Source organism: Agathobaculum sp. LCP25S3_E8 (assembly GCF_052117165.1).
Taxonomy (GTDB): Bacteria; Bacillota; Clostridia; order Oscillospirales; family Butyricicoccaceae; genus Agathobaculum.
Genome location: NZ_JBQKJR010000021.1, coordinates 22,204 through 36,271, shown reverse-complemented (window position 1 = coordinate 36,271; position 14,068 = coordinate 22,204). Strand labels below are relative to the sequence as shown.

The 14,068-nt window shown below is 56.0% G+C and carries 13 protein-coding genes; 2 read left to right on the top strand and 11 right to left on the bottom strand.

The window, feature by feature from the left end; all coding sequences use genetic code 11:
* Positions 1–134 precede the first annotated feature (134 nt).
* Positions 135–1,445, top strand: coding sequence for a DUF1015 domain-containing protein (locus ACTQ34_RS09030; protein ID WP_441363510.1), 1,311 nt, complete (start codon positions 135–137; stop codon positions 1,443–1,445).
* On the opposite strand, the gene ACTQ34_RS09025 is transcribed toward ACTQ34_RS09030, so the two are convergent.
* The 5 genes from ACTQ34_RS09025 to ACTQ34_RS09005 form a co-directional block, all read right to left on the bottom strand.
* The gene (locus ACTQ34_RS09025) at positions 1,438–2,028 is read right to left on the bottom strand and encodes a hypothetical protein (protein ID WP_441363509.1); all 591 of its coding nucleotides are present in this window, start codon (positions 2,026–2,028) and stop codon (positions 1,438–1,440) included. The two genes, ACTQ34_RS09030 and ACTQ34_RS09025, sit on opposite strands and share 8 nt — an antisense overlap.
* Positions 2,029–2,096: 68 nt before the next feature.
* Complete coding sequence (locus tag ACTQ34_RS09020) at positions 2,097–2,459, bottom strand: type II toxin-antitoxin system PemK/MazF family toxin (protein WP_125114755.1); 363 nt, start codon at positions 2,457–2,459, stop codon at positions 2,097–2,099.
* A 152-nt stretch (positions 2,460–2,611) separates the two neighbouring features.
* Entirely contained in the window at positions 2,612–3,733 is a 1,122-nt protein-coding gene (gene alr, locus ACTQ34_RS09015) for an alanine racemase (protein WP_441363508.1), read from the bottom strand.
* 20 nt (positions 3,734–3,753) lie between these two features.
* Positions 3,754–4,311 (bottom strand): hypothetical protein, encoded by a 558-nt coding sequence (locus ACTQ34_RS09010; protein ID WP_441363507.1) that lies wholly within the window; start codon positions 4,309–4,311, stop codon positions 3,754–3,756.
* A 25-nt stretch (positions 4,312–4,336) separates the two neighbouring features.
* Complete coding sequence (locus ACTQ34_RS09005) at positions 4,337–5,215, bottom strand: NAD(P)H-hydrate dehydratase (protein WP_441363506.1); 879 nt, start codon at positions 5,213–5,215, stop codon at positions 4,337–4,339.
* A gap of 145 nt (positions 5,216–5,360) precedes the next feature.
* Here ACTQ34_RS09005 and ACTQ34_RS09000 point away from each other — a divergent pair, with 145 nt between their 5' ends.
* Positions 5,361–5,933: an N-acetylmuramoyl-L-alanine amidase family protein gene (locus ACTQ34_RS09000; RefSeq protein WP_441363505.1), complete on the top strand. Its 573-nt coding sequence runs from the start codon at positions 5,361–5,363 to the stop codon at positions 5,931–5,933.
* A 58-nt stretch (positions 5,934–5,991) separates the two neighbouring features.
* Here ACTQ34_RS09000 and ymfI read toward each other — a convergent pair whose 3' ends face one another.
* The 6 genes from ymfI to murB are packed head-to-tail and all read right to left on the bottom strand — an operon-like array spanning position 5,992 to position 13,953.
* Positions 5,992–6,705 (bottom strand): elongation factor P 5-aminopentanone reductase, encoded by a 714-nt coding sequence (gene ymfI, locus ACTQ34_RS08995; RefSeq protein ID WP_441363504.1) that lies wholly within the window; start codon positions 6,703–6,705, stop codon positions 5,992–5,994.
* Positions 6,705–7,679 (bottom strand): 6-phosphofructokinase, encoded by a 975-nt coding sequence (gene pfkA, locus ACTQ34_RS08990; RefSeq protein WP_373163481.1) that lies wholly within the window; start codon positions 7,677–7,679, stop codon positions 6,705–6,707. Before pfkA ends, ymfI begins: the two co-directional genes overlap by 1 nt.
* 37 nt (positions 7,680–7,716) lie before the next feature.
* Positions 7,717–11,232 (bottom strand): DNA polymerase III subunit alpha, encoded by a 3,516-nt coding sequence (locus tag ACTQ34_RS08985; RefSeq protein WP_441363503.1) that lies wholly within the window; start codon positions 11,230–11,232, stop codon positions 7,717–7,719.
* Positions 11,233–12,126 carry a DNA-binding protein WhiA gene (gene whiA, locus ACTQ34_RS08980; RefSeq protein WP_441363502.1) on the bottom strand — a complete coding sequence of 298 codons (894 nt, stop codon included), beginning with the start codon at positions 12,124–12,126 and terminating at the stop codon, positions 11,233–11,235.
* A 23-nt stretch (positions 12,127–12,149) separates the two neighbouring features.
* On the bottom strand, positions 12,150–13,007 hold the full coding sequence (rapZ, locus tag ACTQ34_RS08975) for an RNase adapter RapZ (RefSeq protein WP_441363501.1): 858 nt from the start codon (positions 13,005–13,007) through the stop codon (positions 12,150–12,152).
* 31 nt (positions 13,008–13,038) lie between these two features.
* Entirely contained in the window at positions 13,039–13,953 is a 915-nt protein-coding gene (gene murB / locus ACTQ34_RS08970) for a UDP-N-acetylmuramate dehydrogenase (RefSeq protein ID WP_441363500.1), read from the bottom strand.
* Positions 13,954–14,068 lie beyond the last annotated feature (115 nt).

Sequence of the window (14,068 nt, the reverse complement as noted above, 5' to 3'; positions counted from 1 at the left end):
GCTCTTTCGTCAAGTGTACAGGGCATTTTTCCGAAAACTTGCAAGAATTCAAAAAAAATTGTACCGAATGGCCTGTTTTCTGCTATACTTATACCATTCCATATATATGATCTTCTACAGGAGGAATGACAACCATGGCAAACCGCTGCACTCATATTCCCGAAATTATGCTGCCCCGCGAGGGCACGGATCTTTCCAAATGGGCGGTCATCGCCTGCGACCAATATACCTCCCAGCCCGAATACTGGGCCGAGACCGACCGGACAGTTGGCGACGCACCTTCTACCCTGCGTCTGACACTGCCTGAGGTTTATCTGGAGCAGGATGATGTTGCCGAGCGCACCGAGAAAATTCATAGCACCATGCATCGTTACATCGAGGACGGCACGCTGCGCACGCTGCCCGCAGGAGTCATCCTGACCGAGCGTTGGTCGGGCGGCAGCTGCCCGCGCCGCGGCATCGTGCTGGCAGTCGATCTGGAAGCCTATGAATACACCCCCGGCTCGGCTTCGCTCATCCGTCCGACCGAAAAAACCGTGGTCGAGCGCATTCCGCCACGCCTCAAGGTTCGTCAGGGCGCATGCATAGAGCTGCCGCATATCATGATCCTCATCGATGACCCGGAGCGTAAAATCATCGAGCCGCTGTTTGACCAGACCGCAAAGCTGGAAAAGGTGTACGACACCGACCTGATGCAGAACGGCGGCCATATCACCGGCTGGTTCATCCCGAAGGGCGCACAGACCGATACCATTGAAGCAGGACTGGAAGCCCTGTGCGACCGCGAAATCTTTAACCACAAGTATGGCTGTACCGACGCGCAGGCCCTGCTGCCCTATGCGGTCGGCGACGGCAACCACTCGATGGCGACCGCCAAGGCCTACTGGGAAGAAGTCAAGGCCGGACTGTCCGCCGAGGAGCAGGAAAACCACCCTGCGCGTTTCGTGTTGGTCGAGGTGGTCAACATCCATGACGAGAGCCTGATTATTGAGCCGATTCACCGCATCCTGTTCGGGGTAGATGCCAATGAACTGCTGAACGGCCTGACCACATTCTACGAAGCACAAGGCTGCAAGGCCTATGTTGCGGACGAGGCCCCCGCCGATACCACGGCCCATATTTTCCCGTTCTGTGCAGCAGAAAAGACCGGTGTGCTTGTGGTCGAAAACCCCAAGTGGTCCATCCCGGTTGCCACCATGCAGACCGCGCTCGATAACTATCTGGAAACGCACTCGTCCACGCGCATCGACTATATCCACGGTGCGGATGTGGTGTGCAATCTGGCCGAAAAGCCCGGCAATCTGGGCTTTATCCTGCCGGACATCGCCAAGAACGACCTGTTCCGCGGCGTTGTCTTTGACGGCGTGCTCCCGCGAAAGACTTTCTCCATGGGCGAAGCGCATGAAAAACGCTACTATATGGAAGCTAAGACAATCGTCAAGTAACATTCTGTTCGGCATCGGACGCAGCCACATCGGCTGCGTCCTTTTTTATCCAGTCGAGCGTCGCCTCATCCCCTTCCACCCGACACAGCACAAACGCAGGCGCAAGTCCAAACGGCTGGTTTGGCGCAAACAGACAATGCAGGCGAATCCCCTCTTGTATACGCTCCGCATGCACCTCGCCACTGTCCAGCAGCGCGTCCAGCACCGCATCGCCTGTCCGGAGCGGCGACTTTCCATGGTCCGGAGGCTGCAATGTTGTATTTTGCGGAAACTGCTCTACCTGCGGCACAACATCGTCTTTTTGCCGAGGGCGCTCTGCCAGATAGAACGCCGTGGGCGGGCTTTCTATACATCCTGCTGCCTTAAGCGTCTCTTTGGACAGATGCCTCCTCAACCGCAGCCTGCCGTCTTCCGGCGCGGGCAGGCCGACCAGCAGCGGCGCGTCACCGGTTTCCCCATAGCAGCGCAGCAGGGGGGCACCGGACGGCATTTCACAATCCACCTCAATCTGCGCACCGTATGCATCTGGCTCCCATAAAAGCCAGCCCACCGGTTTCCCTTCATATTCCACCGCCGTCCGCATTGCCACACCTCCTTAAAAAAACGCGTACCCTGCTTACAGGATACGCGTTTTGCTTTACTGATATGCCCTCAGCCTTGTACAGAGCCAAGACCAAAGCTGACCGCCAGCGCTTCGTCCACATGACGCATCGCTTTCTCATCCAGCGACCCCATTTTTTCACGCAGCCGACGCTTATCCAGCGTGCGGATCTGCTCCGTCAGGATAATGGAATCCTTGGTCAGGCCGTAATTGGGCGCGCCGAGCGTAATATGCGTCGGCATTTTGGCCTTGTTGATCTGCGATGTAATGGCGGCGGCGATCACGGTCGGGCTATAGCGGTTGCCCACATTGTTCTGCACGATCAGCACCGGGCGGATACCGCCCTGCTCACTGCCGACCACCGGACTGAGATCGGCATAGTAAATATCTCCCCGTTTGATGCTGGTATCCACGTTGGTTCACACTCCGATGAAATAGATTTGCGGTTTGTCCGCAAACCTATTTTCCCCGCGCTGCGAAAAAATATAACAGATGTCTGCCAATTCACCCAGACGCGGGCGGGAATTTCTTCCCGCTTCATCCTATGCAGTGTGCTGCCCAATCGTCAACCGATATAGAATCGCGGCACACGGCTGCTTGCCGCACAGATGATCTCATAGGAAATGGTACCTGCCGCCTCGGCGGTGTCCTCGGCCGTCCAGACCTCCGGCCCGAACACGGTCACCTCGTCACCACGGCGCACGTTCACGCCGTCCGGCACACGCACCATACACATATCCATACAGATGCGGCCGAGTACGGGCGCCTTTTGTCCAGCCAGCACCACATGCGCTTTGCCCGATCCGGTGCGCAAAAAGCCGTCGGCATAGCCGATGGAAACCACTGCTACCTTGGTCGGCTCGTCCGTTTCATAGGTGCGTCCGTAGCTAACCGTGGTGTGTGCCGGAATATCACGCACCTGCACCACACGTGCCTTGACCGTCATTGCAGGCCGTAAATCCAACACCGGCGGCACGGAAGCATCCGGACGATATCCATACAGAATAATCCCCGCACGCGTCATCGTGCAGTGCATCCGCTCATAGCTTTGGATTGCGCCGCTGTTGGCACAATGCCGCAGCGGAAGCTCCAATCCGCGTGCTTGCAAATCCTTGCACACATCCGCAAAACGCTGATACTGCAATTCGGTATACGTCTCGCCTTCCGGCACATCGGAAACCGCGAAATGCGTAAAAATACCCTCGGATATCAGTCCCGGCAGCTTGGCACAAGATGCAATCCGCTCAACTGTCTGTTCACGCTCCCATGCGGGAAACCCCAGACGAGTCATGCCGGTGTCCAGCTTGTAATGAACGGTCAGTTTTTCTCCTGTGCGTACCGCAGCATCGCTCAACAGCCGCGCAGTTTCCTCGTCGTATACAGGTGCGGTGATATGCTGGCGTGCAATGGTGTCCATATCCGCTTCGTCGACATAGCCCAAAATCAAAATGGGCTTTGTGATGCCGTTTTCACGCAGCTCGACCGCTTCCGGCACGGTTGCGGCAGCAAAATACGGCGCGCCCATCGCTTGCAGACGCTGTGCGACCGGTATAGCGCCATGTCCATATGCGTCCGCCTTGACCACACACAGCACAGGCGCCTTCGCCTGCTGACAAATCACACGGTAATTGTGTTCAATCGCACCCAAGTCCACTTCAGCCCAAGTGCGGTGTTTGCTCGGCTTCATATTGTTATTCATCCCCAGATTTATGTTTCCCGGTAGGACATCACCTGAATTTGCAGCACCCGTTCGCCGTCCGCATACAATTCGGCACAGACCGGCTGATACCCCTGTTCGGTGATCCACACCTGCTTTTCGACCTTCCCATCGTCGCCATCCTGCTCATAACGCAGCGCCAACAGTTTTACGCCGCCGGTGCTTTCCGTCCAAATCTGTGTCGGTTCTGCACGGCGCAAATCATCCAGCAGACAGAACAGTGCATCCGCAGGCGTTAGTCCCGTGCGCTGCGGCATCGCGTCATCCAATGCGAGGCCGTCATACTGCAATACAAAAGAAGCGCTGTCCGTACCCGCGATGGTACCGCCGATGCCGGCAAGACTTTCGGGCGCGGTGATGGTGAAAGTGTCGTTATCTTCCTTATTATAAACGTAATCCACTTCATATTCCAGTACCGATTGGTCCAGATCAGATAAAATTTTCAAATGCGCTTCAAATCCGGCCAGCTCCTCAAAATGTGTGCGTACGGTTAATCCGTCCGCTGCCGTATCGCCGCCGCAGCCGGACAATACCACCGCCAGCAGCATGGCTATGCAAACAAACCGTTTCAGGTTACCACTCCCTTGTATTGTACCGTTTGAGCAGTTCGGGCAGGTATTGCAGCATATCTCCCGGCGTCATACCGTACTCACTCCGTCGGTTTGCCGCCAAATCCCCCGCGCGGCCATGCAGCCAAGCGGCAGCGCAAGCTGCCTGCACCGGCGAAATTCCCTGCCCGCACAGCGACACCAGCATACCCGCCAGCACATCTCCACTTCCACCCTTTGCCATACCGGGATTGCCCGAGTGGTTGCGGTACATCGTGCTATTCGGTGCAAAAATGCGTGTTCGATGGCCTTTATAGAGCAAAATACAGTTGTTTTCCTGTGCAAATGCGGATAACTCCTCTGTTTGCGGCTGTTGGATACCGCTCAGTCGCGCAAACTCAGCTGCATGGGGTGTGAGCACGACCGGCTGCGCCGTCTGCTGTAATACATCTTTATGTGCGGAAAGCGCATTTATGCCATCCGCATCCAAAACGACCGGACATTTTACACCTTGCAGCAGTTCACATACCATCTCCGTCACCGCGTCCGACCGTCCCAGACCACATCCAATAAGTACTGCATCCGCCCGCGCAGCCAAAGCGGTCAGCACAGGCAGGGCCTCACGAGACAGCACGCCGTCCGCGTCACACGGCATCGGCCGTACGACCGGCTCGTTCAACTTGACTGCAAGCACCGGCCAAGCCTTTTCGGGCGTTGCCAGCGTCACCACGCCACTGCCCATGCGCACCGCACCCTGTGCGGCAAAATACGCCGCGCCCGTATAGCCTGCAGAACCACACACGCACAGCACGCGCCCAAAGGCATTTTTATCCGCATCCGGTTGCCTGCGTGGCAAAATCCCATCCACATATGCCTGATCAATCTCAATAAACACTTCCGCCATATTGAATCCGCTCCTGTTACTGCATTTTTCTGCATTCAGCATAGCACCATGCTTTATTCTGCGTCAAGCACAGCGCGTTATTTTACCGTCCCCCGTGTCCCGTTCCGGTGTCCAACCGAATACAATGAACCGAGGAGGTGATTTTTTGCCCATCCGTATTTTCATTGACCCGGGACACAACCCGAGCGGTCCAAACACCGGCGCAGAAGGAAACGGCTTGCGCGAGCAGGACGTGAACTATGCTGTCAGCATGTACCTTGCCGACCTGCTGCGCGCCGACCCGCGCTTTGCCGTTCGGCTGAGCCGCAACAGCCCGACCGAAATTCTTGGCACAAGCAATGCGACCAGCCTTGCCACGCGCGTCAACATGGCCAATAGCTGGCCTGCGGATTATTTTATCAGCATCCACTGCAATTCTAACGTCAACCCCGCCATCAACGGCACCGAGGTTTACGTTTATCAGCAGAACACCCAGCCCTATTGGCTGGCGCAGCATGTGCTGCAAGGTATTGTCAATCGTGTCGGTACCAAGGACAACGGCGTGCGGCTCAACCCCAGCCTGTATGTGCTGCGCCGCACCCGCATGCCCGCCATTCTGGTCGAGCTGGCCTATCTGAGCAACAAAGCGGATGCCCAAAAGCTTGAGGATGATCCCTACGGCTTCGCGCAAGGCATCTATAACGGCATGCTCAGCTACTTTGGATTCAGCCCGCTGTAATCAAAAAAGGTCTTGCCCCCAGGCAAGACCTTTTTCTGTGTACCAATTTGTCCAACGGTCAGAATCCACCGGTCACGCCGAGCACCTGCCCGGTGATAAACGAAGCGCGCTCTGAGCAAAGATACAGCACACTCTGCGCAACCTCATCCGCAGTACCGATGCGACCGAGCGGTGTTTCTGCCGCCAGCCCGCGCATGGTTTCACCGCTGTGCATTGCATTCATATCCGTATCGATGACGCCGGGCGCTACACAATTGACTCGGATGCCGCTCGGCCCGAATTCCTGCGCCAGCGACTTGGTCAGCCCAATCAGCGCTGCCTTGCTCGCCGCATAATGGCTTTCGCAGGATGCGCCCGTCTGCCCCCAAATGGAGGAAATGGTCACGATGCTGCCATGCTTTCGGTGCAGCAGATCGGGCAGTGCAGCGCGAATGGTACGCACCGCTCCCATCAGGTTGACATCCAGCATGTGCAGCCAGTCCTCGTCCGTGATGTCCTGAAACAGTTTCTGCTCCGCAATACCCGCGTTGCACACCACAGCATCCGGCGCGCCGAAATGACCGCGCACCTCTCCAAACGCACGACTGACCGCCTTATCGTCATGCAGATCAGCACACAACGCCAATGCACCAGTCTGCGCTGCCAGCGCACCGGCTACTTCCCGGTTGACGCGATAGGTAAACGCAACCTGCCAGCCGGCTGCGGCAAAGGCATGCACACACGCCGCGCCGATACCGCGTGATCCGCCTGTAATAAAAACCGTCTGCGCCATCAGATTGCAACCGTCTGCTGCGCTTCAAACAGGCACTGATTCAAATCCTTATCGCGGGACAGGCCCTCTTCGATATCCAGATCCGTAACCTGATTGTTATCAAATACCACCACACGATTGGTCTTTCCTTCCATCAGCGCACGCACAGCCGCATAGCCCATACGGGTTGCCATAACTCGATCCTGTGCGCTCGGAGAGCCACCGCGCTGGATGTGGCCCAGAATGGTCACGCGGGTGTCGATACCCGTTGCCTCATGAATATGGTCGGCAACCTCCTGGGCAGAGCCATATCCCTCTGCCACGATGATGATATGATGATTGCGGCCCTTGATGCGGCCCACACGCATTTTTTCTACAATATCGATGTCAAAATCCAGTTTGCGCTCGGGCAGGCAGATCGCTGTTGCGCCAACTGCACAGCCAACATGCAGCGCCAGATGGCCTGCGCGGCGTCCCATTACCTCGACAACAGAGCAGCGCTCATGCGACTGCATGGTATCGCGCAGCTTGTCGATACACTCAATTGCAGTATTGCATGCTGTATCAAAGCCAATGGTGTAATCCGTGCATACGATATCATTATCAATCGTACCGGGTACGCCGATGCACGGCACCCCCTTGCGGGAAAGTGCCTGCGCGCCACGGAAGGTACCGTCGCCGCCGCAGCAAATCAGTCCGTCGATGCCAAGATATTTGCAGGTATCCGCCGCCTTTTGCAGTCCCTCCTCGGTCATCATCTCTTTGCAGCGCGCGGTATACAGCATCGTGCCACCGCGACGGATGATACCGTCGACACTGCGTGCACCCATCTCAATGATGTCACCGTTGATAAGGCCGCTGTAACCACGGCGGATACCAAGCACGGAAATATCATTTGCGGATGCGGTTCGAACGACCGCGCGAATCAATGCATTCATACCGGGGGCGTCGCCGCCGCTGGTGAGTACGCCAATTCTACGAATCTGCTTGTCCATAATGAGCCTCCCTATATCGGTGCTGATAATTTTCACTTTAATTCATTATAACATTTTCTTCCCCTAAGAGAAAGCGTAATTTTTCCAAAAGAGGAACATCCGGTCTGCACCAGTATCGACGAGCCGCGAGCGTCTTTTTCTTAGTATCCGTCGGGTACAAATATACCGGCGTATCGCCCGGCTGCGTGACCAAAATCTCTTTGATTTGCGGCCATTCATCGCTCTTCATGCTGGCAATGCGCAAATAGAGCTTTTGTGGTGCCATACGCGCTGCCTGCGCGTCGGTATAAACCGACTGCTGGGGATGCTCACGCGCCTGCATACTGCTGACCGCCGCTTCGGTCAGCGGCTGCGCTTCGTTTAACAGAATCTTAGGCGCTTCATCCTCGCGTGCATCAATTTTACCAGTCAGCAGCACCGCACTGTCCTCGGTCAGATACGCGCCGCACTGCTGGAGTGAGCGTGGAAACACAACCAGTTCAATAGCCGCTGATTCGTCCTCCACCGTTACATACGCCATCATCGAACCGTTTTTCGTGGATTTGAGCCGCACCGCCGTGATAACGCACGCCAAATGAACGGTCATACCGTCCTTATACTGCGGCTGTGCGCTCTCGCCGGACAGGTCGTCGATGATCTGCCGGACCGAAGCCGCCTGCGCCTGCCGCGCCAAATCACGGTATTCGTCCATCGGATGTCCGGACAGGTACAGTCCGGTTGTTTCCTTTTCCATCGCAAGCAATTCCCGCTTGGAAACCTCTTGGATGTTCGGCAACGCAATCTGCGTATCCTGCACCGCATCGTTGCCCATACCGAACAGATCCATCTGCCCTTCGATATTCTTTTTGCGGCTCTGCGCAATTGCATCCACCACCGCGCCCACAATCTGAATCAGCTGACTGCGACGGTAGCCCATCGAGTCAAACGCACCCGCTTTAATCAGACTTTCAAGCGCACGGCGGTTGAGTTCGCGGTCGTACATGCGCTCGCAGAACTCTTGAAACGAGGAAAACAGTCCTCCCGCCTCGCGCTCTGCCACCAGCTGCTTCATAAACGAACGGCCCACACCCTTAACAGCGGCAAGGCCAAACCGGATATCCCGTCCGGAAACCGAAAATCCGTCAAACGACTCGTTGACATCGGGCGGCAGCACAGAAATGCCCATTTCCCGCGCCGCTTGAATATATTCAGAAATTTTGTCCGACGAATCGAGTACACTGGTCAACAGCGCCGCCATATATTCACGCGGATAATGGCATTTGAGATACGCCGTGCGGAAGGAAACCACCGCATAGCATACTGCGTGCGCCTTGTTAAACGCATAGTTGGCGAAATCCATAATTTCGTCGAACAGGCTTGCGGCAACCGCTTCCGGCACACCGCGTTTCACCGCACCGTCGATGCCAAGCTCCTCGTTGCCGTGAATGAAGTTGACGCGCTCTTTTTCCAGCTCCTTCATCTTTTTCTTGCTCATCGCGCGGCGCACCATATCCGCCTTGCCGAGCGAGTAGCCCGCTAAGCTTTGGAACACCTGCATGACCTGTTCCTGATAAATCATGCAACCATAAGTGACACCCAGAATCGGTTCGAGCAGCGGATGCTTATAGGTCACCTTTTCCGGATGGTGGCGGCACTCAATATAGCGCGGGATGGACTGCATCGGCCCCGGCCGATACAACGCCACGACCGCGGTAATGTCCTCAATGGACTGCGGCTGCAGACCGGTAACGACATTGGTAATGCCCGCGCTTTCGAGCTGGAATACACCCATCGTAGAGCCGCGGCCCAGCATTTCATAGGTGGCCTTATCGCTCATGTCCACCTTTTCGATACTGAAATCCGGCACATGACGGCGAATCATCTTTTCTGCATCCGCAATTACCGTCAGGTTGCGCAGACCAAGAAAGTCCATTTTGAGCAGGCCCAGCTCTTCGAGTGTGGTCATGGTAAACTGGGTGACCATCTGCTCGTCGTTGCGCGCAAGCGGCACATAGGTGTCGACCGGGTCCTTGGTGATAACCACACCCGCCGCATGCGTGGACGCATGGCGGGGCATCCCTTCCAGCGCGCGTGCCGTGTCGATGAGTTCCCGTACCTGCGGCTTCTCGTCGTACGTTTTCTTCAGTTCCGGATTGACCGAGAGCGCCTTGTCAATCGTGATATGCAGTTCATTGGGCACCTGTTTGGCGACCACATCAACCTCATTATACGGGATATTGAGCGCACGGCCCACATCACGAATGGCACCGCGCGCCGCCATCGTACCGAAGGTGACGATCTGCGCGACACGGTCTTTCCCATACTTATTGGTGACGTACTCAATGACCTCAGGACGGCGCACATAGCAGAAATCCACATCGATATCCGGCATGGATACTCGCTCCGGATTCAAGAATCGCTCAAAGTAAAGCGAGTAATGGATAGGGTCAAGATCGGTGATGCCCAGACAGTAGGACACGATAGATCCTGCCGCCGATCCACGCCCCGGCCCGACCGGAATGCCCTGCCGCTTAGCATATCCGATGAAGTCGGAAACAATCAGAAAGTAATCGACAAAGCCCATCTTGGCAATCATGTCAATCTCATACTGCAAGCGCGCCCGCACCGTGCCGTCATCCTTCGGATAGCGCACGGCAAAGCCCTCATCACATAGCTTTTGCAGATACTGTAGGGCGGTATACCCTTCCGGTACATCAAATTCCGGCAGGTGATATTTGCCGAACTCAAATTCGACCTGACACCGCTCGGCAATTTTGACCGTATTGGCAAGCGCTTCGGGATGATTTGGGAACAATGCGGCCATCTCGTCCGCATCCTTGATGTAAAATTCCTCAGTCTCAAACTTCATGCGCGTGGGATCGTCCACCGTTTTTCCCATTTGAATGGACATGAGGACATCCTGAATGCGCGCGTCTTTTTTGGTCAAATAATGTGCGTCATTGGTTGCAACCAGACCGATGTTCAACTCATCGGCTAACTGGAACAAGCCCTCGTTGACCTTCTTCTGTACGTCGATACCGTGATCCTGCACTTCCAGATAGAAATGATCGCGGTCAAAGATTTCCAGAAATTGCTCGCATAACTCATACGCGCCATCCATATCCCCCTCAGCCAACGCGCGGGGAATGATGCCCGCAAGGCAGGCCGACAGGCAAATCAGGCCCTCGCTGTGCTCCCGGAGCAGCTCCATATCGATGCGCGGCTTCATATAGAAACCCTCAGAAAAACCGAGCGACACCATATGGATAAGGTTGCGATAACCGGTCATATTTTCGCACAGCAAAATCAGGTGGCTGTGCCACTCACCGTTCATATAGCTGCGATCAAACCGAGAATGCGGTGCAAGATAGACCTCGCATCCGATGAGCGGATGCACGCCTTTGGCCTTGCACGCGCGGTAAAAGTCGATTACACCGTACATCACGCCATGATCGGTCAGCGCGCACGCGGTCTGGCCCAATGCCGCCACACGATCCACCAAACCCTCGATTCGGCATGCGCCGTCGAGCAGGCTGTATTCACTATGCACATGCAAATGCGCAAACGGTACCATTTAGTCCTCCTTTGACGCAAACTCAGTAATTTTTTTTAATCGATGGCTCAGCCCCGGCTTGGAAATCGGCGGCTCAAACCGCTGTGCCAGCTCCGCCAGCGTATCGGTGGGATACGCCAACCGCAAACGAACGGTCTCGCGCAGATTCTCCGGAAATGCCTTCTCGCCGCGCGTATCGAGTACCGTGCGAATGGCCGCAATCTGCCGCGCAGCAGCATCCGCCGTCTTGACCAGATTGGCCGTTTCGCAGTTGACCTGACGGTTGATTGTATTGCGCAGGTTTTTCTCTACCTTGGCCTCCATCAGCGCCATCGCCGCATGCGGCGCACCGATGCGGGTCAGAAAATCCTCCACACTCGCGCTGTCTTTAAAATACAGCAGGCACGCGCCGCCCCGCCGTGCGAGCTTAGGAGACAGGTCCAAATCCAGCAACAGACTGGTCTCCTCTCCAGCAAGGCTTTGATGCCCGCTTTTCAGCTCGAGATGACTCTTTTTCTCCGGTCCTGCCACCGTACCCGCCATCAGAAACGCACCGCGCAAAAAAGACGCTAAGCAGCACTCCTCTTCCAACTCGTTGCGGTTAAGATGATAGGTCACATGGCTTTTCCGGTCATACCCCAGCGCATCAAAAATCCGGCCAATCTGCGTCGGTTGGTCAACCACAATCTGATACTTTCTTCCCTGTCGCTGCGGCTCACACACGACAAAAAACGCGCGCTGCAGCAAGGCCTGCAAGCGACGCGCAACCACGGCGTTTTCTGTAGACAAGCGGATCTCCCGATGGGAGAAAACTGTTGCATGCAGCAATGCGCCGTAGGCCTCTGCCCGCGTGCAGCATGCACGTTGCATCGATACACGGCACAGCTCATTTTTCACTTCAGTTGAAAAGGACATTTCTGCTCCCTGTTTTTCTCTCTTTATCTCTGGTAATCCCGGTGCATGGTGACCACACCGTAATCATGTCCACGCAGATGCTTGCTGAGCGCCTCAGCAATAGCGACCGAACGATGCTTGCCGCCCGTACAACCAATGCCGATGATGACGTTGGACTTACCCTCCGCCATGTAACGCGGCAGCAGAAAATCGATCAGGCTGGTCAGATGCCCCATCAGCGCATCCGCCGTGCCACCCTGAAAGACATAGTCACGTACATCCGGGTCCGTGCCGTTTTTCTCACGAAGGCTCATCTCGTAATACGGGTTTGGCAGAAACCGCACATCAAACACCAAATCAGACTCCGGCGGAATACCATATTTGAAACCAAACGACTGCACGATCACCTCGAACGCACCGCTGCCTTCCGTTCCGGAGAACAAGGCAAGCAGCCGTTCACGCAGTCCGGCGGCGGACAAGCCGGTCGTATCGACCACAAAATCCGCTCGGTTGCGGAGTGCTGCCAGCATATTGCGCTCCTTTTCGATCGCTGTGGTCATAGATATGCCTTTTTCCATCAGCGGATGCTTGCGGCGCGTCTCCTTGAAGCGCCGGATAAGCGTTGGTGTATCCGTATCCAGAAACAGGATGCGATAATCGCAGCCCATGGTTTTGATCGAATCAAGGGAATCAAACAGCTGCTGAAAATCGCCGCCCGCCCGCACGTCAGTGACCAGTGCGACCCGCTCATACCGCTCGGTTGCGGCAAGGCAGATCTCCGCAAAGCGCGGAATCAGCGCAATCGGCAGGTTATCCACGCAGTAATAGCCCAAATCCTCAAACGTGGCAACCGCGCGGCTCTTTCCTGCGCCGGACATGCCCGAAACAATTAAAAAATACATTTATCCCAACCCCCTTGTTCGGCACCACGCTTTAGCGAACGATGCGCACCTCGCATTCCAGCTCCACGCCAAACTGCTCGCGCACACGCTTCTGCACCAGTTCAATCAGACGAAGCATTTCATCGCAGGTCGCACCGCCGCGATTGATCAAAAAGCCTGCGTGCTTTTCCGAAACCTGCGCCGCACCGACTGAAACACCCTTCAGGCCCGCGTCCTCAATCAGCCTTCCGGCAAAATAGCCCTCCGGGCGCTTGAAGGTCGAACCCGCAGACGGAAAATTAAGCGGCTGCTTATCGCGCCGGCGCTGCGCAAAATCATTCATCTTATCCAAAATCACCGCCGGATCACCCGGCTGCAACCGCATGGTCGTGCGCACAACCGTCCAATCCGGATGTGTGCGGAATGCACTGTTACGGTATCCGAAACAATGCTCTTCCCCCGTAAGTGTGTGCAGATTTCCCTCGCCGTCCAAATATTCGGTTTTTTCCACAATACCTTCCATCTGGCCGTCATACGCCCCGGCGTTCATGAACACCGCGCCGCCTACACTACCCGGAATACCGCCGGAAAACTCTGCGCCGGTCAGTCCTGCACGCTGTGCCCGCCGGGCCACGCGGCCAAGCAGTGCGCCTGCCTGCGCCACCAGCGTGCTGTCATCGCCTGTGCGTACATCATCCAGCTCGGTCATGCAGATGACCGCTCCGCGGTAACCCGCGTCTGCAACCAGCATATTCGAGCCATTGCCCAGCAGCAACAGCGGCACGCCGCAGTTTCGAATTACCTTAAGCGCTTCCGACAGCTGTTCCAGCGTTTTGGGCGTGACAAATAAATCGGCAGGTCCGCCAATGGCAAATGTCGTATGGCGGCTCATCAGCTCTGCCTCCGCTATCTCTATATCCGGAACCGCAGCGCGCAGTGCCGCTATGCATGCATTGATATTTTCCATATAATCCTCCATTGCTCTATAACCGATAAGTCTACACAGTAGGCCGCAGCGGCAGGCGGATGCCATTCTTCCGCATCCGCGCCGCACAGCAGCAGTATTGTTTCATGTTCGCAAG